We start from the raw sequence: 22645 nt of genomic DNA on the forward strand, positions 1-22645 counted from the left end.
TTTTAATACTTGCAACCTGGCATGACCGGTATCTCTCCTTTCTCGCGCCGCCTGGGTTTGGCCATGGACATTCTCCGGGCCAATCTGGTTGACCGAGCCTTTCCCTATAAATTGACCTTTGCCGTCACCGACCGCTGCAATGCCCGTTGTGCCCTCTGCGGCATCTGGAATAAATCGACCCAATCCAGCGAGTTGGCCACGGATGAAATCATCTCCTTCCTGACCCGCAATGCTCATTTTTCCTGGATTGATCTCACCGGCGGTGAACTGACGGAACGCCCCGATGCCCTGGAGATTGTTCAGGCTGTCATCCGGCACCAACACCGCCTGTTTCATCTGCATATTCCCACCAACGGTCTGGACCTGCCCGGCATCACCACCCTGGTTCGGACCGTATTGGCCCTGTCTCCGCCTCTTTTTACCCTCACCATCAGCCTGGATGGTCCACCGGCATTGCACGACCGGCTGCGCGGACGCCCTGGCACCTGGGAAGCCTGCCTGCGCCTTTATGCCGCATTGCGCCCCTTGTGCCACGCCGGGTTCCGTATATTTTTCGGTTACACCCTCTCCCATCTGAATGCCGGCGCGTTTCCAGCCACGGTTCGGGCGGCGCAGGAACGTTTGCCGGGCCTCGCCATCCAGGACTTTCACCTGAACCTGGCCCACAGCTCCGCCCATTACTATGACAACACGCGCCGGGAGTGGCCCCCGTTCCCCAGAGAACAATACCTCCAGGATCTGACCTGGTTCCGGCAACACCGACCCGCCCGCTTTCTGGATCCGGTCTCCGTGCTGGAAAACCGCTTCTTGCGCCTGGCCCCGATATTTCTCGATCAGGGAAAAAATCCCGTTCCCTGCCAGGCCCTGGCCAGTTCGGTCTTTCTGGGACCCTCGGGTACGGTCTATCCCTGCACCATCTGGAACCGGCCCCTGGGTGAAATCCGGAATCATGACTATCATTTGGCCCCCATTCTGGCTGCATGCCGCTCCGTCCGCACCGCCATCCAGACCGGAGAGTGTCCCCAATGCTGGAGTCCGTGCGAGGCATATCCCTCGCTGTTGGCGCAAGGGTTCCTGTACAATGGCCGTTGAACCGGGCTTGCATGGCAACAGGCGGTTGTCTCCCGATCTTCCATCCCGGTCCGGCATTTATTTTTTTTCATTCGTTTTTCATGGGGACTCTTTCAGGCATGGCCGACCCTCACGACACCTCTGACCTGACCATTGTCATCCCCGCCAAAAACGAGGCCGCCACCATCGTGGAAATTGTTCAAAGATGCCAATGTTTTGCAACCAGAATTCTGGTCCTGGATGGCCGTTCCACCGACGGCACCGGTGACAAAGCCGCCGCCGCCGGTGCCCAGGTGATCACCGTGACCCGCAACGGCAAGGGATCCGCCATCCGGGAAGCGATTCACCACATCACCACTCCCCTGGTGGTCTTCATCGATGCCGATGGCTCTCATGTCGTGGAAGACATTCCCCAACTGGTGGCCCCTCTCCGGGAGGGACGCGCCGATCATGTCCACGCCTCACGCCTGATCGGCGGCTCCAGTGAACTCCACGGCTCCTTCAGCGAATTTTTCCGACTGGCCGGCAGCGCCTTCATCACCGCCTGCATCAACTGGCGTTTCAAGGCCTGCCTGAGCGAAAGCCAGAACGGCTTTCGTGCCCTGACCATGGATTTATTGCGACAATTGGATTTGCAGGAGACCATCACCACCATCGAGCAGGAAATGGTGATCAAAACCCTGCACCGCCGCGCCCGCTTGCTGGAAATTCCCAGCCATGAACATAAACGGCGCTACGGTGAGTCCAACATTCGCCTGTGGCGCGTGGCGTTCCGTTACGTCTATTCTTTAATCAAATACATGTTTTTCAAGTAACATGGTCATTCTCGGCCTGTGGGATGGACATGATGCCGGCGCGGCCCTGATCGAAGAGGGACGTCTGACCGTGGCCATCAATGAAGAACGCCTCACCCGCCGCAAGCTGGAGATTGGCTTCCCCGCCGGGTCCATCCGGGAGTGTCTGCACATCCGGGGGATGGTTCCAGGAGATATCGACCATGTGGCCATCTCCACCCACGACTGGGCCAAAACCCTGGGCCGCTGGCTTCCCTCTTCCATGGAGACCCATTACCGGGTACGGCGGCGTCTCGCTCCACCGGGCTGGCGCTCCAGCCTGACCAAACGCCTGAAATATCGCCTCACCACCTGGCCCGGCAATGCCTTCACCCTGGCCTTGAGTCGCCACGCAGTCACCAGGCGCTTGCAAACCATGGGCATCCATGCCGCGCCTCTGGCCTTTGTCGATCATCATACCGCCCACGCCTCGGCGGCTTTTTTGAGTGGTTTTGCCCATGCGGTGGTCATCACCCTGGACGGCGTCGGCGATGGCCTGTCCGGCAGCATTCACCATTACGACGGTGAACGCCTGCACCCCCTGGCCAGGATTCCGGCCTGCCACTCCCTGGGAATTTTTTTTGAACATGTCACCAATCTGCTCAACATGCGGGAACTGGAAGACGAAGGCAAGGTGATGGCCCTGGCCGACCATGCCCTGCCTGTTCCCGATGCCTGCAATCCCCTGCTGGCATTGTTTCAGGTCTCCGGGCTGACCATCACCTGCCGCCTGCACGGACAGGCCCTGTATCGGCAACTGGCCCGCACGCTCTGGACCACCCCCTCGGAACAGTTTGCCTTCATGGCGCAACGCACCCTGGAACACCATGTCCTGCATCTGGTGCAGAACGCCATCGCCCGGACCGGCGCACACCATGTGGTCCTGGCCGGTGGCCTGTTCGCCAACATTAAAATCAACGGCCTGATTCGTACCCTGCCGGGAGTCGAGGCCTGTCATGTCTTTCCCCACATGGGCGATGGCGGATTGGCCGTCGGGGCGGCACTTCACCAGCATCGACTTGTGGCACCTTCGGTTCCCTGCCAACCACTGGACCATCTCCAACTCGGTTCCTCATACGACGAAGCCACCATCCTCGCCGCCATCCAGGCTGTTCCGGACCTGCGCCAGCGCCGGGTGGACGACCCCGCCGCTGAGGCCGCCCGCCTGTTGGCAGAAGGCACCATTCTGGGCTGGTTCCAGGGAGCCATGGAGTATGGTCCCCGTGCCCTGGGAGGACGCAGCATTCTTGCCCCTGCCGACCGGCCCAGCCTGCGCCGGGAGTTGAATGTCACCCTGAAAAAACGGACCTGGTATCAACCCTTCTGCCCGAGTCTGCTGGAAACAGAAGCCGAACGATTGCTGGTCGATGGGCAGGGGCCGCCGGATCGCTTCATGACCTCCGCCTACCATTTCCGGGAAGCCTACCGGGAACGACTCGCCTCCGTTTCGGGTCAGGATGGTTCCTGTCGCCCGCAGATGGTGGCCCCCGGCCAGGATCCGTTCGCCCGCCTTTTGCTGGCCTTGCACAAACGGACCGGTCTGGGCATCCTGCTCAACACGAGCTTCAACGCCCATGGCGAACCTTTGGTCCGAACCCCCGCCGATGCCATCCGCACCTTTCAAACCACATCCCTGCCCTGTCTCATCATGGGCCACCATGTGATCACCCGATGCCATACCCCCGCATGATTCCCATTTTTCTGGCTGCCACCGGCTTTGCCGTTTTGATCCATGCCCTGGCGTTGCTCGTTTTCCTGCCCAACGCGGAACTTCAGGAGTGGTTGATCACCTGGACCAACCCCTTTCTGACCGGAACCCTTTTCCTGATCCTCCTGGGCCTGTTCCTCAATCTGGATGCCGTGCGCACCCTGTGCAAAAACATGCCCCGGCAGGTTGCCTGGGGTCTGCCCCTCATTTTTGTGGCAGGTACCCTCTATCCGGCCCTGGTTGCTCCCCAGACCCACCGCATCTATTACGATGAAAATATTTATCTCAACATTGCCCAGAACATGACCCATCTGGGCCGGGCACAAATGTGCAACTCCGGCGGCACGGAACACGGCGTCTATCATTGTGACCGCTGGGAATACAACAAGCAGCCCAACGGCTTTCCCTTTCTGGCCAGCCAGATGTTCCGGTTGGTCGGGGTTTCGGAAACGGCAGGCTTTCTCCTCAACAATCTGCTCCTGGGTCTGGCTGCCGTGACGGTATTTTTTCTTGGCCGGCATGTCGGGGGTTCCTGGCGGGCCGGGACGTTCGCTGCCCTCGCCGCGATCATCACCCCGCAAAACCTCCATTGGTACAACTCGACCGCCGCCGAACCCGGGGCCGCCGTCAGCGTCGCTGCCGTGGTTCTGGCCACCTTTTTTCATCTCCACGAAAAAACCACCGTCAGCCTCCTGCCCCTGGTGGCCCTGGCGGCTTTTGCACTCCATTTTCGGCCTGAATCCATTTTGATCCTGCCCCTGGTCCTGCTCATTCTCCTGACCGGTCGGTCTCAAACCCTGTTCCAGCCGGCCTTTCTGGTTTATCTGGCCCTTTTTCTGCTGCTCGCCCTGCCGGTCGGACTGCACATGGAACTGTTTCACAACCACCCCTGGGGCAGTTCCGGCAAACCCTACAGTCTCGATTATCTTGCCCTGAATCTCCCGGTCAATGGCTGGCACTATTTCGACAATCGCAAGTTTCCGCTTTTATTGACCATCCTGGCTCTGTTCGGCCTGTTCTGGCCTGGAAAACGCTGGCCGGATCGACTCCTGATTGGAGTCTGGTTTTTGCTGTTCTGGGGTGTTTTCATATTTTTCTACGCCGGCAGCTACACCTATGGGGCCGACATCCGGTATGCCGTGGTTTCCGCCCTCCCCCTGGCCGTTCTGGCTGGCGCGGGTGGTGACCGGATCACCCGTCTGCTGGAGCGGGGACCCCGCCTGACCGGTCATAAGGCCGTTGGCCTGCTGGGGGTGGTTATGTTCCTGTCGCACCTGTTGCATCTGCCGCAGGTGCGTGCCACATCCTATGAAGCCTGGGCCGCCAGGGCCGATCACCGCCTGGCCCGCGCCATGGCCTCCAGGCTTCCCCCGGAATCCCTGGTCCTGACCCACAATCCCAACATGTTCCAGCTCTGGGGATTCGATGCCACTCAAACCTATCTGCTGCTCGCCGATCCCAACTATTACAAAATGACGTTGCATCCCAACCACCGTGGCGGGGTCTATTTTCACTTTAATTTCTGGTGCAACGTCGCCGACCCGGAGCAAAAACGTTTTTGTCGCCAGATACTCGATACCTTTCCCCATGACCTGGTGGAAGAACATTGGATCATGGACTATCGGTATGCCCTCTATCGCCTGCGACCCCCGCGTTCCGATGCGCTGCAATCCAGGCAGACAACAAATTAAAAAACAAATAACAGTCAACCAAACCTGCCTGGACAACCTCGCCAGACGGACCCATTTGCAGGCAATGGATTTCATGTGATAATATTTCTTTGCAATTTGCCGGCTCTGCATGATACACACTCGGCTGGTTTCATTATTTAGGGTCAGATTTTCTTTCAATATTTCTTTCATTACCCGCTTGACTTACAATCATAATCAACAAAAATGAAAAAAAATGTCGTAAATGATAAAAAATGGCAATACCTGAAAAGAATTGCCGACAATCCGACAGGTTGGATCATCCTGTGCAACCTTCTGGATGGCATGGACCAAAGACTGTTCAAAAAAAAATTTGCTGTAGCCCTGCTTCTCTGCTGGATGCGGGCATATAAGCGGCAAAAGATAAATGCCCGGCAATCTGGTCAGTCACCTTTTACGCCACCTTCCGAGGCAGATATACTCCGGGACAGTTTTGACACTGCCTGCGGGTCTCCTGGCAACGGTGTATCCTGTTCCGAATGGCCGGAAGGGTTCCGTCTTCACTGCAAACGCCGCCTGCCTGGAAAACCACCCATAGACAGATATGCCAGTATCACCGACGCCAGGGACTTTGTTGAAGAAAGGATCTCCCCTGATGAAAAGGTGCGACTTTCCGGTGAAGCGTGGTTGCACGGAATTTTGGACCCGGATCCGGCAACGTGGGATTCCTGGAGGCCTCTCGGCAAAACCAGGATTCGTTTGAAACTCCAGGACGCAAACGGAAATGCCTCTACCATTGGCAATCCAGCCAAGGTGCTTTGGATAACTCCAGAAGATGAAACCGTTGAACTCAGGAAACATCCCCGGCCTGCAAATAAACTGCGCGATCTTCTCGGCCTGGTGCATGTTTCCAACAGTCAGCTTCTGGCCTTGAGTCTGCCAAAAGCGGTGGTACAAAAACAGGATCATGGCCGCCCCACTGTGGCCGATGCCGGCAGCCATCGGCGGCACATGGCCCACTCCAGCCATCGAACCAGCGGAACCACCAATCCCTGGGGTTATACAGCCAATCTGGCTTCATTTGCCGCCAAAGAAATAAACATTGACGGACTGCCTGAACGGGTGGTTCGGCCCATTCCCGTGGCAAGCCTGCCCGAATTGGATGTACAGGCCCTTGGTTTCTGTGGTCCGGAACGAGGCATTGAGCAGGGAATCGACGATGATGCAATTTTTGCCAAAAGATTGTGTCAAAGACATGGTGGTATCCCACAAATGATGGAACGGATTCGGAAGTTGCTGGCATGAGACAAAATTCAACAAAACCCGTCGATCCCTGGGATGAGCCGGAAGAGTCATGGGAGATAGGAGCTGCTCCAGTATCAAACCCTGGACCGCCCGAATCCAATCCAGCCGGAATTGAACGATGGCTCCACACAGGACTGCGTGGTTACCTCATGGATGGGTGGGGTTCCCGGGCTTTCCCTGGAGCGGAAGCGATTGTTGATCGCCACGACTCTCTTGCCGCCGCCTTGAAGGCGTTTTACAACCGCCAGGATTCGCAAAGACAGGCGGATTTTCGCCAGGCGACGGCCAATCTCCTGGCCACCCTGGAACGTGTGCCTGAAAATCTGCCTTTATTTCAACGAATTTTGCAACTGGCCGTGCGTCTTCCCGCTCCGGAAATATTTCCGGTTCTCGCCTTTCGCATTCGGCAGGGTTTCCTGCTTCGATGGCCCGACAAGGATGCGGAAACTCTCTTTACCGAATCCATGCTGGCTGTTTCCCAGCTTGCCGCGCCTCGTTCGGATGCCTTACCATGCCTGAACGAGTTGATCCAGTCTCCATCCTTCGCTGCCCCCTATCCGCATGCGGCCACAGCCCTGATTGCCTTGAATCGGATCCAACCCGATCAGTTTGTCGCTCATATGAACCGGCTGCGTCCCATGTTGAACCGTCAGTTCTCCCATTACAGGGTAAAACAAGACCAACAACGTCAATTGGCTGTCGCGCTGCTTGCTGCCATAGGACCATTGCAACTCCTGGAAGGATTGATCACCCTGAAGGGTCAGACAGACCGGGAAACAGCCCTTGCGCAGGATCATTGGCTGATGCAGGCCCTTTTTTCAAGAATGAATGAAGATATTCCTGTTCTGGAATGCCGGGAGGAACCCCATGCAGAAATATTGGAATTCTTCTTGCGTAAAAGTCCTGACAACCCCATCCATCCAAAAATGGTACACAGCCTGGGGTGGTCAAGATTCAAAGGGACTCTTGTAGAACAGGATTGGTTTACAAAACAAGCCATGCCCAGCCAGACCAGTGCAAATATTTTATCCATCGTAGAAAGAAAAAAACGGGCCGCATAAAAAAGGGATCAGGATCATGACCCATTTTAACGAACAACATCGGAAACTTGCCGACCTGTTCCAGGAAGCCGCCCGGCAACGGCAGTTGATGGAACCCTGGCTTGATGACCAAAAATTCTCCGATGATCAAAACGGCCAGATATGGTATGCCATCGACACAGATATTGCCAAGCTCTATCTGCTTCCAGAAGATATGTCAATCTCCCGTATCCCTCAAGATGGTATCTCTGGAGATGGAGCAGGGCCACGGGATGGATATGCCGAAATATTTCCAGGTGACAACTCGGACGAAAGCAGCAAAACATCCACCATCGCATTGGGCCAGGCCTTGGCCAACCATATTTTTTTCCACATCACTGGACCGGTACCCATGGCGGTATTTCCTCCCACCCGGGAAGAGTTGCGCCGGGTCTATCTGGGCATTGCCAGGGATGCCGACCTGGAACAAATAAAAGCAACGGATGAATTGCAACAACTCCAACAAATTTATGCAGGTTTGTCCGGGGTGGCCGATGACAACCTGCGCCGGGAACGGTTGGCACAAAATGCCCCCAACATCAATTCCATTCTCTTCGGATTGGGAGCCAACAGGGAACTGTTGCGTTTTTCCTATTTGCTGGACCGGCAACGCATGTCTGGAATTGAGGATTTGGCAAACAATCCGGATGCCGTTCGTTTGGGCTTCCCTGCTGAAGCATTCTCTGAACCCGATCAGGTGGCTGAAAAAGTTTCATTCGGCCTTCTCAAAGAACAATGGTTTGTACGCCTTGAAGAGGAATTCATCCAAAGAACCGGCGTGAATCAATGTGACATATTTCAGAGAATTTTGAACCAATTTGACAGCGATGCCGAACTCTTGGCCTGGATCGAATGGACCAACAAGCATCTGAAAAATACCAGACATCGTCTGGTCCTGCTAACCGGTTCCATGCAACTGTTTCGCGTCGCCAGCAGACACAAACATGACTTGCAGGGCACGCAACCTGAAAAATCCTTTGCAGATCTCTACCTGCGCCATCCCAGGGCCTACCTGGCTGAACCGGACGTGTTGTTCCCCTCTGTCGATGAAGCCTCTCGGAGTGACGATCAAAAGGAACACAAAAAAAAGCGCTTTTTGGATTGGCTGGATACTTTCTTGTCCCATTCCAAGGGATATGATCCCGACGAAGGCGACCGAAAAAAATTGGAAGAAGCCGCACGGGATGCCTTGGAAACCCAACCCAACCTGTTGGGGGATTTTCAGAAACGCTGGGATGAATACCGGTTTTCGGTACAATTGGCTCACCCTTTCAGTGATCCGTCGTTGAAAAACACCTCTGCATCCCATGCCAATCATCAGAAACTCCAGCGGCTTTTTGCCGCCACGCAAGACCTGGATGATTTGCGTCAGGGACTCAAGGCCCTGGTAGATGAACAAATCGAGACCAACTGGCAGGCGTGCTTCAACATGGCCACCCTGGCCGGCTACAGTCTGCTGTTTCAGCGTATGCGGGGCACCGAAATACCCACCCAAAACCCGCCGCCCATCTATTTCGGCAGCCTGCCGGAGGCAAGGCAATTCATCATGAAACTGCCTTTCTTGACCCTGATCCAACAAGCCCGGGAAAAGAATGAAAAACTGGATGCCGTAAAATTTCATCAAACCTTGACTGCCCTGCGCCTGGAGGATCCCTCTTGCTACACCTACCACCTGGGATTTGCCACTCTCTTTGCCATGGAAGGGGCATGGCCAGTCGCCAACATTCAAGCCAAACGGGCCTATATCATCGCAGAACGCAGGGATGACGAACATATCACAGGTCGGGAAGCCGCCTACATGCAGGCCGTGGCTGTCCGACGCAGTGCAAAACATGTGACCGATCTGTTGCAGGTACGAAAACACCTGGATACCGCCAGAGAGTGCCTGAAGATGGATCTGAACCGTTTATCTCCAACCATCACCACAGCACTCCGTTTTGACGCAGAAGACCTGGCCTTGAATGTTTCTGCGCACCTGTTCAGAATTTTTTGCGATGAAAAAATACCGGTCGAATTAAACGTTCTCTCCCTGCAAGAGACCGAAGCATTATTCAAGGAACTGATCCGTTCACTGCATGATCAATATTCAACAGAAGACATATGGGTCATTCGCCATGTGGAACGAAAACTGATCACCAACCTGTTGATGGCAGCCCTGTTGCAGCAAAAAGAAACTCCCGAATCTGTGCCATCCTCCGACTATCGACCCTGGGTCGAACGCCTGGAAAAAAGCATCGAAAACAAACAGGAGGATATCGTCCCTGTCAAAGTGACCTTCCTGATCCGCGCCATCGTGCTGGCAACCAACTGGTGGACTACAGAGGATAAACAGAAACGCAAGGAATCTGCCAAAGAATTAAACCTTCAATTGACCGACCAGGCGATCAAAGACAAATTCCGTTCCATGCTGCCCTATGATCGTCGGCGCTACCAGTTTTTGCGTGATTTTGTCAATTGACCTGCGTCCACCTTGAACCGAAAGGCTGTTTATCCTGGATAGCCTTTAAAACTCTTTTTTGTGGATATCAATCAAGCCAACAACCGTCAACAGAAACAAATAGATGACAGTTGTGATGCCATTAGCAAGAAGATCCCTGACCGAGCCGGTGTGATACACGAGCCAGTCGGTCACGGTGAAACGTTGCAGGCTGGGAAGAAACCCGGCAATGAAGGCCAGGGCCTGCTGGGCAGCCACATTGGTCCAATGGGGGTCGGCATGGGCGGCCGGCGGGCCAGCAGCAAAAAAGTCTCCATGGAGCGGGCCAGAAGATAAAAACCCGCCGTCAGGGTCAAGGCCAGGGTGGCGTGGGTGACGGATTGGGCGAGGAGCCTCCCACATGGGCAATTCGCCGAAGCGGTACCGAGATAAACGGGCCAACATGAATAACTTGCTATTTCTTGCTCCATTTTTACGTTGAGATTACGTCGTTCCGCCGCTCGCCTCGTTACCAAATACATCCTGCAACGAGTGGGCATCCATTGCCAGATCCGTCCACGCACGCAGCCTATCGAGATCCGATGCAAGCACCTTCGTCGCAACCCAGGTTGGCAAGTCGGGGAAACGACGCTGGAGAATTTGCAGCAAAATAGCGGCTCCACCTTCTTGCCGCCATTCTTTTTGTTTCACGTCTCTCCAGGTTTCCATTCTGGTCTGTAACATGGATGGCACCTTCAGCAAATCAATGGGGTTACCCGTTGGCAGAGAATTGTCGCTGCTTAAGACATTCATGGCGTTCAGGAGCATAGAGGCCAGAACCTGTCGCAGTTCTGCAAATTCCGGATGATGTTCAAGCCACGCAATGACAGCTTCTGCCAACATGGGCAGATCTTCTGGAGAGTGGCATTGCTCAACCCGGAACACCAATGCCGACATTGAATTACGTCGTTTCAGATCCTCAGTCAGGAAACGGCATTCATCAATCAGGAAAAAACGACCATTCGGTTGATATTTCCAGAGTGGCGAGCCATCAGGCAGGTCAATCAAGGCTTGCAAACAAACCGGTGTCAGCCAGGGAGTATCGCCATTGTGCAGTACCATAGGAAAGAGCGGTGGCAAAGGTCCCTGGGCCGGAATGCGTTTTTCGTGCAACAATTGGAGCCACAACAGGCACATGTACACGATCACGCGCAGGACCATCCACCGGTCTGACTTGGACTGTAACTCCAGCAATACCAATAAATAAACATCGGATCCAGATTTGGTTGGAATGCGCCAGATGATATCACTGGTCCGTTTGGGCAACCCGGGTACCTGAAATTTGGTTTTGACAGGTTCCATCCTGGCCAAATCAAGATCCTGAACCCATGGTTCGGTCACAAACTGCTGCATCAGATCCGCCATCATGGCCGGATGCTCGTAGAGTTGATGGTAAAGACCGTCGTGATCCGTCATTTCAACATACTCTTTGCATGGTCCTGGAATGCAAACAACTTCTGAAGTGTGCAGATGATATGGAGCCAAACCAAGTTGAGGCTATTTCTCTGATTCTGGATTGTCCAGGATTTCACCCCTCCAGTCCATCGAAATCTGTCATCCTGATCCTGCCGGAATACCCGGACCTGGGTTTCGGGCAGGTAGTCCTGTCATCCTGGTTTGCCGAAGTACCGGAAGAATCGGGCCGAAATACCCGAAATTGGACCGGTATACCTGGAACCGGAATCGGGCCAAATGAGCCAACAGGTCAGGATCACATGCGCAAGACGGGCTAAAACTCTTTTTTGTGAATATCAATCAAGCCGATAATCGTCAACAAAAATAGATAAATAACGGTCGTGATGCCGATGGTGACGAGGTCCCTGACCGAGCCGGTGTGGTACACGAGCCAGTCGGTCACGGTGAAACGTTGCAGGCTGGGGAGAAATCCGGCAATGAAGGCCAGGGCCTGCTGGGCAGCCACATTGGTCCAATGGGGGTCGGCATGGGCGGCTTGGCGGGCCAGCAGCAAAAAAGTTTCCATGGAGCGGGCCAGAAGATAAAAACCCGCCGTCAGGGTCAAGGCCAGGGTGGCGTGGGTGATGGATTGGGCGAGAAGCAGGGAGAGAGCGGCGATCAGGGTCAACTCCCCGGCAAGGGTCATGCACCAGAGCCAGACCTGGCCAAAAGGGGCAAACGGGAGCAGGGCCAGGCCACTCACCAGGGCCAGGAGCAGAGCAGCCAGGGCAAATCCCCCCAGCTTGCCCAAAAACAGCACCGAACGCGGCAGGGGCAAGGCCAGGAGCATGTCGATTCCCCGGCGTTGAATGTCCCGGCTCACGGCAAAAGTGACCAGGACTGCCATCTGAAACACCGCTCCCAACCGCAACAAAAATCCCAGAATGGCAACCTGCGCCATTTCTGTTTCGATCAAAAACAGAGGGTCCAAATAGACCGCCAACACCCAACCCAGCCCAATCATCAGGAGCGTGGTGCGGATCAGGCGTTCCCGTAACGCCTCTTGGAGGGTGAAACGGGCCAGGTGAAGCAGGGCGGACCAGACGGAAGGCATGGCAGGAAGCACATCAAGGCAGTCGGCGGGCCTGCACCGTGCGAAATTTCAGGACCAGGGGTGAAATCCACATGACGACATCGTCCCCGCCCCGGCTGAATGTACTGCTGGTGGCATCGAAGTTGGTTTGTTCCTCCAGGGTCTGGGCACCGGCGGTGGAAATCTGGTTGCCATTCAGGGTGAAAGCACCAAAGCTGTTGGCACCATGGGACATGAATACTGCCGGAATGCCGGTCGCAATCACTCTGCCGATGACCGGATTGGCCGAGTCGCGGGAATCCCTGATGGTGATATCACCATCGGTCACCCCCGCCGGGCAGGTCAATGCAAAAGAAGAGGATGTCTCGGATGTGGCATTGGTGGGGGCATTGCAACCATTATAGCTGTTCTGAGAAATATCATCGGCATACACACCGGTCACCTGGTAGGTGAACAGATGACTCCAGGGGTCCACGGGGGCGACTCCCAGGGTTCTCCAGGGAATAAATCCCCGGAACAGTCCACTGGCATTGGCGACACAGGTCACTCCCGCCGTTTGATTTTCCAGGCCATCAAAATCGGTATCCGGGCAGGGAAGGCGACCGTTGGCCAGGGCAAAACCAAATATGGACTCTTTGATTTCGACCAACTGGTCGTGGGTCTTTTCAGCGCGGCGTTTCAGGGACTGGGCATGGATGGCATTGATCGCCCCACCCAGCATCAGACCGGCAATCACCATGACGATGGCCATTTCGATCAAGGTGAAACCGGCAACGTTTCCCCGGATTGGCACAGAAAAACAGCCCAAAAATCCAGATATCTGCATACTTTTCCGGTTGCGTCTTCTTGTCGCCGACATGGGCATTCCTTCATCCGCATGAATATTCCAGGTTTTTCAAGTCCTCTGCAAGAATCCAAACCAGCCATGCATTTAATACAAAGTTGTTTAAAATCAAAACTTTGAAATTCATGCTGCAACCGGTTCCGGTACGTTTCCGACTCGTTTTTGCCGGGAACGCCGTCCTGACAGCCAACAAGGCGATGGCACAGGCCGGTGCCGGGTGATATACTACTCCCCAAAAAAAACGATGCAAGCCATGTAAATGGTGTCGGTACCAATCAAAACAATCGGGTGGACCCATGCCTTCAGCCTCCAGCCTGCGACCTGTGGCCGCGGTGGTGATTTCTCTTTTCCTTCTTTTGGTTGCCCTGCTCAATGTGCGCAATCACCATATGTATCATGGGCGTTTTCTGGCCCTGGTCAATGAACATCTGGCGACCCACATTGTCATGCAAACCAACAGGATGATCAACGATGTCTTTCAGGTTCAGCAGTTTCTGACCGACATATCCGCAACCATGGGTCTGGACGGCCTGGATGACGGTTTTGACCGGGCGTGGCAGGCGTCTGAATCATTTCAGGGTCGATTGGCCCAGCTCAGACTCCTGTTTTCCGGACCTTGGCATGGAAAAATGAGCTCAACAGTCAGCCTGGATGATCTGGGCAACCGCTTTCAACTCTTTCACAGTACGGGCGTCGAAATGGCGCAGGCCTATATCCACAGCGGCACCCTGCGTGGCAATGAGATCATGAGGCGTTTTGACGCAGAAGCCGATGCCCTGGCCGACGAATTGACAAAAATTTCTGAAGAATCCGCCGTTATTTTTTCCGCCAACCCATATCCGGAAGAGAGTGATCCGGTTGCTTCTGGTGCGCTTGACAGACTCTGGGTCTATTTGATGGGCACTGAAATTCGGACCCATTTCCAGAATTTCCATGTAAATCTGATCAAAAACCGTCCAAAAAACAATCTGTCGCAACAGACCGGTCTGCTCGCCCAGGATTTATCAACCCAGGTCGTCCAAATACAACAATGGCTGACCGATATTTCTGTGACCCGCGGTCAAGATGGATTGAATCGCGGCTGGGAAAATGCACATTCAAGAGCAATCAGGTTTTTGTCGGCGCAGGCTGAATTCCAGAAAATGGTCCAGGAGATGAATGATCGACAAAAAGCGCAAAGTATTGTGGAGTTGCAACCTCATTTTGAACGATATTATGCCACCGGCCTGGCCATGGCCACGGCCTACATTGAAGGAGGGGCACCCCATGGCAATCCACTCATGAAGCAGTTTGATGCCATGGCGGACGAGCTGAACAATATTTTGCAAAAGTTCATTGAACCATCCCCGGATGATTTCCAGATCGGCATGGTACATGTGGATTTTTTGCAGTATTCATTGCATGATACTCGAAATGTTTTAATGATCATTTTATTTTTGATGTTTCTTCTCAACGGCATTTCCCTGTGGTGGTTGGACCTGGCGCGGCGCTCCGGCTGATGGGTTGGCTTCCTTTTTGCGTGATCGGGCTGTGATTTCTCTCTTGCCCTTGTGGGTCACCGATTGAACCAGGGGCAAGCTGTGTGGGCCTGTTGGCAAGATGGGTGATGTATCAGGAAGCGAGTGGCCAACCATGTATCTGCACCATTTCGGATTACAGCGGGATCCCTTTTCCTTGACACCGGACACGGAACTTTTTTTCGGTGGCGGAAATCGTGAATTGATCCTGAAAATGTTGATCCAATCCATCCTGGCTGGAGAAGGAATCGTCAAGGTGGTCGGCGAAGTGGGCAGCGGCAAGACCATGCTGTGCCGAACCCTTGGGCAGCATTTGTCCGGGCAGGTGGAAGTGGCCATGTTGATCAATCCACACATTTCCCCGGCCCAGGTGGCGACCACCATTTTGCAGGAGTTCCGGTTGACGCCTGACCCATCCGGGAACCAGACGGTCAATCATCAACTCCTGCTGAACCATCTGGTGGCCCTGCATCGGAGCGGTCGGCAGGCCGTGGTCCTGGTCGAAGAGGCTCACGGCATGCCCATGGCCACCCTGGAAGAGCTGCGCCTGTTGAGCAACCTGGAAACCACCCGCACCAAGTTGCTTCAGATCGTGCTGTTCGGGCAACCGGAACTGGACCGGATTCTGGCCGCGCATGAAAATCGTCAATTTCTTGAACGGATCACGACCAGCTTTCATTTATCGCCCTTGTCGTTGCAGGAGACGGAACACTATCTGCAACGCCGGTTGTGGGCAACGGGCTATCAGGGACAACAACTCTTTACCAAACGTGCAGTCCGGCACCTGTTTTTGATATCACGCGGAAGTATTCGCAAAATCAATATACTGGCACACAAGGCGTTGCTTGCGGCCTTTACGGAACTTGCGGTGACGGTACACACCCGGCATGTCCGATCAGCCATCGCTTCCAGTGAATTTTTTCCCGGTACCCTGGCATGGTACCGCCCCATGCTGGCGGCTGCTGGCCTGATGGCCGTGATTGTGGGAGGGACGCTTCTGCATTCGTGGGGCAACACGGCCCCACAGACAGCCGAAAAATTCCAGGATTTCCAGAGTGCCCTATCGGATTCTCTCCCCGGAACGAGAATTGAAAAAGATCCAGGATTCATTTCCGTGCGCACTGCACGGTCCAAGGATGATTCCAAGACATTTACTCCTGCTTCCGGGCTGCTGTCCTCTTCACCGGATGATGTTTTTCTGTCGTTTCTTGACATTCCCGCGATTCAGGGCGACCTGACCGGAAAAAAAATGCCCCTGGTGGATACTTTCCCGTCGTCCCGAAACAAGGGCCAATATGTACTTCCCGGAAAACGGTCTGCTCCATATGATTCTCATCCCTATATGAACAGGGGGGATCCCTATGAAGAACGAATTCTTGCAGCACACTCCTGGATCGAAACAAGCGAGAATGCCCATTTCACCATCCAGTTGATGGTGCTTCCCGGTGATACCATCCTGGCGAATTTTGAAAAAAACATGCTGGATCTGATACCGGAGATCCGGCAACGGAAACTGCATGTCATGCGCCTGTTGGACAATCGCCTGCTTGTCTTTCTGGACGAATTTTCCAGTTGGCAGGAGGCTGAGAATATTGTGCAACGCCTGGCAAAGGTCATGCAGACCCAGCACCCCTATGTCATTCCCGTGCAGCAGGCACGGGAAAAAGTGTATCGGCTGGCCAGATTCCATGGATGAGGCGGTTTTGCATGTTGCAGCGCACAAAAAGACGCCTGGGAAATTTCCTGCTGATGTTGACCGCTGTGGGGGTGGTTGGCTTGTCAACTTCCGGCTGCGTCCCGCTGCCATCGGTTGATACGAATGCGATCCAGACCCCCTCGGATACGAACCGGTCATCCGACGCCGGTCAGAACACTGCCGTATCAAATAACGGCACATCTGCAAGCGGTACCACACCCGACCAGGCCGTGGTCAAAAATAATAAATCCGATACATTGGTAGACGATACCATTCCGGGGACCGTCAAGGTCTCTTCGTTTCTTCCCGGAGATGAGGCCATTCCCCCCCAGTCCACCTACACGGTGGTGGTCACGGATGTTCCGGTACGGGAAGTTCTCTTTGCCCTGGCACGCGATGCCAATCTGAACGTGGATATTTTGTCTGATATCACCGGGCAGGTCACATTGAATGCCATCGATCAGACCCTGCCCCGGATTCTGGATCGGATTGCCCGCCAGGCCAATATCTGGTACCGGATCGAGGAGGGAAACATTGTCGTCGGACCCGACATTCCCGTCCGGCGCAACTATCGGGTGGATTATGTGTCATCCGTGCGCAACGTCAAATCGGATGTGCATATTTCGACGACGGTGGCCTCGTCGGATCAATCCGGACAAGGGATCACCAACAGTTCGACCGTCAATCTCGGCACCTCCTCTGCCATGGATTTTTGGAAAAACCTGATCACCAATATCCGGGGCATCGTAGGCGCTGAAGTGGATCCCAACAATAAAGATGCCGGTGACTCCAATGCCTCCCGCGTCATCTGGAACGAGGCCACGGGGATCATCAGCGTCATGGGAACCTCCCATCAACACAAGGAGGTCCGGGAATTCATCGACCGGGTGGTCAACAGTGCGCGGCGGCAGGTGTTGATCGAGGCCACCGTCGCCGAGGTACAGTTGTCCGATCAATATCAGGGGGGCATTGACTGGTCACTCGTCAACCGCAGAAATGGCGCAGAAGATACTGGCAATCATCTCTCCTTCATGGCCAACAAGTTGACCGCTACACCGCGTGCCTCCATCAGTCTCAAGGATATGCCTTTTCTTTCGTGGCTCATGAAAGACCGGGACATTTCCGCCACGGTGCGCATGCTGTCCCAATTTGGCAATACCCGGGTACTGTCTTCGCCGCGCATTACGGTTTTGAGCAACCAGACGGCCATTTTGCGAGTCACCACCAACGAAGTCTACTTTCAAATTAAAGTGACACCTCCCCGGTATGAAGATAATAAACTGGTCATGGCAGCCATAGCCGAGACCCAGATTCGGACCGTCCCTATCGGTTTTATCATGCAGGTGACACCCCAGATCGGTGAAACAGATACCATCACCTTGAACATTCGTCCAACGATTCAGCGCATATCCAAGTGGGTAGACAATCCAGATCCCAATCTGCGCGCCAATCTGGGCAACATTCAGAATTACGTACCGCCACAAGTACCGGTGGTTCAGGTCCAGGAGATGGATTCGGTACTGAGAGTTCCCAATGGCCAGGTGGCTGTCATGGGTGGCCTGATGGAAAATTCCCGTGGACAAACCACAGACGGTGTCCCCATCCTGGCCAGGATGCCGATTATTGGTCATTTGTTCAGTTTTCGTACCCAACGTGCCACCAAGACCGAACTCGTCATATTCCTCCGCCCCGTGATCCTGGATGAACCGGACAAAATGTTGAATGATCACGAACGCATTCTGTTGTCGGACAAGGAACCCCTGCCCGGATCCTGGAACCCATCCCCAGAAATTCCATGAGCCTGTTACTGGACATATTGCGCGAGACAGAGGAGAGCAAGGAGGCTCCCGGAAAGAAACAATCCCGGGAGGAGGTTGTTCCGCAACCGACAGTCTTGCCGTCATCCCCGGAACATCCGTCTGTTTCACAGTCACCGGCACGATCGTCTTCTTCGGAAAACCATGCCTCTTCGCAGTCGCCGGCCAATGTGCCATCTGAAGATTCGACCAGCGACAGCATGGAAGCTTATCTGACCTTGCGAAAAAATGGCAAGGTCAGCACCAACCCGACTTCTTTCAGGCAATCGGGAATGTCGGAACCAACAAGACAGTCGGAATTGTCAAAAGAGTCTGAATTTCCGCAACTGCCGAAATTACCGATGCAACCGGAACAATCGGGACAATCGGAATTGCCGGGAACGCCAGGATCTTCGAGACGTTCAGAATTGCCCGAACTATCGGAAGCGATGGACTCATCGAGACAATCCGAATCGCCGAAATTATCGGAAACGTTCGATTCATCAAGACTATCCGAAACGCCGAAATTGTCGGAAACGTTCGATTCATCAAGGCAATCCGAATTTCCAGAATTTTCAAAAGCATTGCACCCATCAAGGCAATCAAGATCGTCTGAATTATCAAAAACATTGGAATCATCTGGACAACCAGGATCGCCTGAATCATCGAATCCTTTTGAATCATCGAAAGAATCGGAATCACCGAAACAGTCGGAATTACCCGGGGCGTCGGAACCATCAAGACAATCCGAATCACCGAAACAGTCAAAAAAGCCAAGACAATCGGAACCTCTGGATCTGCCGGAATCACTGGAGCGAACAGCCTCAGTAGATTCTCATTCGGTTAAATCACAATCAAAGGATCATAAAACAAATCATTCTGTAGACTTGGCACAAACCCCCATGCCGACCGTGGAGGTTATTCCATTTTCCATGCCCCAGCCCGGGCATGAACATGCCATCCCAACCCACCAGGAAACGAATAACAGGGATGAGATGCGGAAAGAGCAGAAAAAATTGCTGCAAGTCACGCGCAATCCACGTTTCATCCGGTTGCAGAAGCGGCATTGGCAGGTGGGGGCAGGCGTGTTTCTGATCAGCGGGATGATGGTCATGGGATGGCTTTTCCAGGACATTCTGCAAGGGGATCCTTCTCCAACACCCCCCGTGCAGAAAAATTCCACGAATCGGCCAACCCAGAATCGATCTGCCAATCAAGCAGTGCCGCCACCTGGCAATCGGGCCACCCATAATCAACCTCCCGGTCAAGCCGCCAACGGGCCAACCCACCCACCTGCCAGTCAAGCCGCCAACGGGCCAACCCAGCCATCTGCCAGTCAAGCCGCCAGCGGGCCAACCCGGCCACCTGCCAGTCAAGCCGCCAACGGGCCGACCCATCCGCCTGCCAATTTTTCAACGCCGCAGCAACCGCCATCCCACCAGGCAAAATCCTCCCCCGCTCCCGGTCCAGTGGCAGCAGCGACGAATCAAGAAGCCAGGCAACCTGCAAGCAACTCAAAAGTCAGACGAACGGACGCCCCTGCCGCTCGCAAAACGGCTCAAAGCCCGGCTGCCCCCTCCACGGCCTCTGCCCCAGCCTCTGCTTCAGCCGTTGAGCAGACACCGGGTCGCATTTCGACGTTGCAGCATCCCACTCCGACATCCGCCTCGGCTGGCCTCGTTGATTCGCAAGGCACCTCTTCCGGCTTTCCGCAACAAAAAACCCCTGCCCTTCCCCGTGCCGGTCCCGGTCGAGGGGAACCGGCAGATCCGCAATCAGAAAAAAAAGGAAAATCAACCGCCACCAGCCAGACTTCCCATGCGGAAATCGTGACTGAGCGTTTGCGTGCGGCACGTTTGGCTTTTCAGATTGGCAATCTGTCGCTGGCCCAGGAGCAATACCGGTCCATTTTAAAGAAGGACCCCCGCAACCATGCTGCGTTGGCAGGCTTGGCTTCTGTTGCCATCCGCAGAAGTGATCCCGACCAGGCCAAGGATTTGTATCGTCGAATTCTGAAAGAAAATCCCCGTGACACCCTGGCCATTTCCGGACTACTGAGTCTGGTCGGCAGTGCCGATACCACCCAGGCCGAAAGTCAAATCAAACTGCTCTTGCGCGATGCACCGGATGCTGTCCATCTCCATTTTGCCTTGGGCAACATTCATGTGGAGCAAAAAAACTGGCCCGGTGCGCAAAGCGCATTTTTCAATGCCTACCGATTGGAACCTGACAATCCCGATATTATTTTCAACCTTGCCGTCGCTCTGGACCGGCTCGGACAAAAGCGGGCCGCCTTGGAATATTATCGCAAATCAGCAGCAGCCATGCACAAGCAGGGCAGTGGAGGTTTTGATCCGGCCTCCGTTCAACGCCGCATTGCCGTGCTGGAACAGGGGGAAGGAAATTCATGACGACCCCTCCCAAAAAAGAACGCCGCCGCCTGGGTGAAATCCTGATTGACAGCGGGGCCATCAGTCCCGATCACCTCACCATTGCCCTGACGGAACAAAAAAAGACCGGTGAGCAACTGGGCCGCATCATCGTCAAGCTGGGTTTTGTCCCGGAAAAGATCATGCGGGATCTGCTCGGTTCGGCCCTGGGGCAGGAGAGCATCAATCTCGATGAGGTCCATGTAGACGCCGCCACCGTGGCCATGGTCCCCAAAAAACTGGTGGAACGTTACCAGGTCATGCCGGTCGCCTGGAACGAAGAGTCGTCCACCCTGACCCTGGCCATGTCCGATACCCAGGACGTGGCGGCAGTGGACAAGATTCAGGCCAACATTCAGCCGGGAGTGTTGATCCGGTCGGTCCTGTCAGGCGAAGGGGAAATCGCCCGAGCCATCCAGAAATATTATGGCGTCCAAATATCCCTGGACGGGATCATCCGGGAGTTGGAAACCGGTGATCTCGATGTGGAAACCCTCTCATCCGTGCAGAGCGGTCAATTCAGTCATCCCATGGTCCGTCTCGTGGACATGTTGTTGACCGATGCCGTGCATCAGGACGCCTCGGATATCCATATTGAACCGGAACTGGGATTTGTGCGGATCCGGTATCGCATCGACGGCGTTCTGACCGACGTGCGCAACCTGCACCGGGATTATCTTTCCGGTCTGGTGGTGCGCGTCAAGGTCATGGGAGGGATGAACATTGCCGAAAACCGTACACCCCAGGATGGCCGATTTTCCATCAACGTGGCCACCCGCACCATCGACTTTCGAGTGGCATCCCAGCCCACCACCCATGGAGAAAATATTGTTTTAAGGGTCCTCGACCGCAACAAGGGCATCATGCCGCTTGAGGATATGGGCCTCTCCCGGGAAACCCTGACCACACTCAAGTTGATGATGTCCCGTCCGGAAGGGGTGATTCTGGTCACCGGTCCTACCGGCAGCGGTAAAACCACCACCCTTTACTCGATGCTGAATTTTCTCAATACCGAGTCGGTCAACATCATGACCCTGGAAGATCCGGTCGAATATCCCATGAACCGGGTGCGGCAAACCGCCGTCAACCCTGGAGCAAACCTTGATTTTGCCAGTGGTATCCGCTCCATGCTGCGCCAGGATCCAGACATCATCCTCATCGGTGAAATTCGGGACAAGGAGACCGCTCAGATGGCCCTGCGTGCCGCCATGACCGGTCACCAGGTCTACAGTACCCTCCACACCAACTCTGCCCTGGGTGTTTTTCCCCGTCTCATGGATATCGGTGTCACCCCGGAAATTCTTTCGGGCAACATCATTGGCATCCTTGGCCAACGCCTGGTTCGTCGCCTCTGTCAGGCGTGTCGTCGAGCCTACCAACCTTCGCCCCTGGAACGCCGCATCCTGGGCATCCTCCCCGACGCCGACTGCACATTATACTCGGCGGTGGGGTGTTCCAAGTGCCACAACTTCGGCTACCGGGGACGCATGACCGTCATGGAAGTCCTGCGCATGGACGAAGATTTCGATGCCGTCATCGAACGGGGCGCTCCCAAAACCGGCATCCTCCAACTGGCCCGCCAAAAAGGGGTCCAATTCATGGCCGACGACGGTGTCCGCCGGATCCTGAATGGCAGCACCAGCCTGGAAGAGGTTACCCGCGTTCTGGACCTTTCCAAACGCCTGGAAAAATGAAGACAAATCTTGAATTGTCTGGTTGCAGCCTTGCCGCACCCTGTTTACTCGGAAAATGCC

Annotated in this window: 18 protein-coding genes; 12 read left to right on the top strand and 6 right to left on the bottom strand. The window is 54.7% G+C overall.

What is annotated here, in order from left to right; translation table 11 throughout:
* Nucleotides 1–21: 21 nt before the first annotated feature.
* The 7 genes from HQL65_00085 to HQL65_00115 all read left to right on the top strand — a co-directional run bounded on the left by HQL65_00085 (nucleotide 22) and on the right by HQL65_00115 (nucleotide 10103).
* Nucleotides 22–1092: a radical SAM protein gene (locus HQL65_00085; protein MBF0134615.1), complete on the top strand. Its 1071-nt coding sequence runs from the start codon at nucleotides 22–24 to the stop codon at nucleotides 1090–1092.
* A gap of 98 nt (nucleotides 1093–1190) precedes the next feature.
* A complete protein-coding gene (locus HQL65_00090; protein MBF0134616.1) occupies nucleotides 1191–1886 on the top strand; it encodes a glycosyltransferase in 696 nt (231 codons plus the stop codon).
* Nucleotide 1887: 1 nt separating this feature from the next.
* On the top strand, nucleotides 1888–3594 hold the full coding sequence (locus HQL65_00095) for a hypothetical protein (GenBank protein MBF0134617.1): 1707 nt from the start codon (nucleotides 1888–1890) through the stop codon (nucleotides 3592–3594).
* Nucleotides 3576–5303, top strand: coding sequence for a glycosyltransferase family 39 protein (locus HQL65_00100; protein MBF0134618.1), 1728 nt, complete (start codon nucleotides 3576–3578; stop codon nucleotides 5301–5303). The genes HQL65_00095 and HQL65_00100 overlap by 19 nt, the downstream gene beginning before the upstream one ends.
* A gap of 717 nt (nucleotides 5304–6020) precedes the next feature.
* On the top strand, nucleotides 6021–6566 hold the full coding sequence (locus HQL65_00105; protein MBF0134619.1) for a hypothetical protein: 546 nt from the start codon (nucleotides 6021–6023) through the stop codon (nucleotides 6564–6566).
* Nucleotides 6563–7627: a hypothetical protein gene (locus HQL65_00110; GenBank protein MBF0134620.1), complete on the top strand. Its 1065-nt coding sequence runs from the start codon at nucleotides 6563–6565 to the stop codon at nucleotides 7625–7627. The genes HQL65_00105 and HQL65_00110 overlap by 4 nt, the downstream gene beginning before the upstream one ends.
* Before the next feature lie 16 nt (nucleotides 7628–7643).
* Nucleotides 7644–10103, top strand: a complete 2460-nt coding sequence (locus HQL65_00115; GenBank protein MBF0134621.1) for a hypothetical protein — start codon at nucleotides 7644–7646, stop codon at nucleotides 10101–10103.
* A 45-nt stretch (nucleotides 10104–10148) separates the two neighbouring features.
* On the opposite strand, the gene HQL65_00120 is transcribed toward HQL65_00115, so the two are convergent.
* From HQL65_00120 to HQL65_00140, 5 genes are all read right to left on the bottom strand, one after another.
* Nucleotides 10149–10526 carry a hypothetical protein gene (locus tag HQL65_00120; GenBank protein MBF0134622.1) on the bottom strand — a complete coding sequence of 126 codons (378 nt, stop codon included), beginning with the start codon at nucleotides 10524–10526 and terminating at the stop codon, nucleotides 10149–10151.
* Between the two features lie 39 nt (nucleotides 10527–10565).
* Complete coding sequence (locus HQL65_00125) at nucleotides 10566–11537, bottom strand: Rpn family recombination-promoting nuclease/putative transposase (GenBank protein ID MBF0134623.1); 972 nt, start codon at nucleotides 11535–11537, stop codon at nucleotides 10566–10568.
* Nucleotides 11538–11850: 313 nt separating this feature from the next.
* Nucleotides 11851–12630 carry an ABC transporter permease gene (locus tag HQL65_00130; protein MBF0134624.1) on the bottom strand — a complete coding sequence of 260 codons (780 nt, stop codon included), beginning with the start codon at nucleotides 12628–12630 and terminating at the stop codon, nucleotides 11851–11853.
* Between the two features lie 13 nt (nucleotides 12631–12643).
* Nucleotides 12644–13468, bottom strand: coding sequence for a prepilin-type N-terminal cleavage/methylation domain-containing protein (locus HQL65_00135; protein ID MBF0134625.1), 825 nt, complete (start codon nucleotides 13466–13468; stop codon nucleotides 12644–12646).
* Between the two features lie 10 nt (nucleotides 13469–13478).
* Nucleotides 13479–13751 (bottom strand): hypothetical protein, encoded by a 273-nt coding sequence (locus tag HQL65_00140; GenBank protein MBF0134626.1) that lies wholly within the window; start codon nucleotides 13749–13751, stop codon nucleotides 13479–13481.
* Here HQL65_00140 and HQL65_00145 point away from each other — a divergent pair.
* The 3 genes from HQL65_00145 (at nucleotide 13750) to HQL65_00155 (ending at nucleotide 18465) form a co-directional block, all read left to right on the top strand.
* Nucleotides 13750–14952, top strand: coding sequence for a hypothetical protein (locus HQL65_00145; protein MBF0134627.1), 1203 nt, complete (start codon nucleotides 13750–13752; stop codon nucleotides 14950–14952). The genes HQL65_00140 and HQL65_00145 overlap by 2 nt on opposite strands.
* A 175-nt stretch (nucleotides 14953–15127) precedes the next feature.
* Entirely contained in the window at nucleotides 15128–16666 is a 1539-nt protein-coding gene (locus tag HQL65_00150) for an AAA family ATPase (protein MBF0134628.1), read from the top strand.
* Nucleotides 16667–16677: 11 nt separating this feature from the next.
* Nucleotides 16678–18465 carry a type II and III secretion system protein gene (locus HQL65_00155; protein ID MBF0134629.1) on the top strand — a complete coding sequence of 596 codons (1788 nt, stop codon included), beginning with the start codon at nucleotides 16678–16680 and terminating at the stop codon, nucleotides 18463–18465.
* A 276-nt stretch (nucleotides 18466–18741) separates the two neighbouring features.
* Here HQL65_00155 and HQL65_00160 read toward each other — a convergent pair whose 3' ends face one another.
* Nucleotides 18742–19239 carry a hypothetical protein gene (locus HQL65_00160; protein ID MBF0134630.1) on the bottom strand — a complete coding sequence of 166 codons (498 nt, stop codon included), beginning with the start codon at nucleotides 19237–19239 and terminating at the stop codon, nucleotides 18742–18744.
* A 155-nt stretch (nucleotides 19240–19394) separates the two neighbouring features.
* Here HQL65_00160 and HQL65_00165 point away from each other — a divergent pair, with 155 nt between their 5' ends.
* Both HQL65_00165 and HQL65_00170 read left to right on the top strand, forming a co-directional pair.
* The gene (locus HQL65_00165; protein ID MBF0134631.1) at nucleotides 19395–20873 is read left to right on the top strand and encodes a tetratricopeptide repeat protein; all 1479 of its coding nucleotides are present in this window, start codon (nucleotides 19395–19397) and stop codon (nucleotides 20871–20873) included.
* Nucleotides 20870–22585: a type II/IV secretion system protein gene (locus tag HQL65_00170; GenBank protein MBF0134632.1), complete on the top strand. Its 1716-nt coding sequence runs from the start codon at nucleotides 20870–20872 to the stop codon at nucleotides 22583–22585. Before HQL65_00165 ends, HQL65_00170 begins: the two co-directional genes overlap by 4 nt.
* Nucleotides 22586–22645 lie beyond the last annotated feature (60 nt).

Source organism: Magnetococcales bacterium, from assembly GCA_015228935.1.
Taxonomy (GTDB): domain Bacteria; phylum Pseudomonadota; class Magnetococcia; order Magnetococcales; family DC0425bin3; genus HA3dbin3.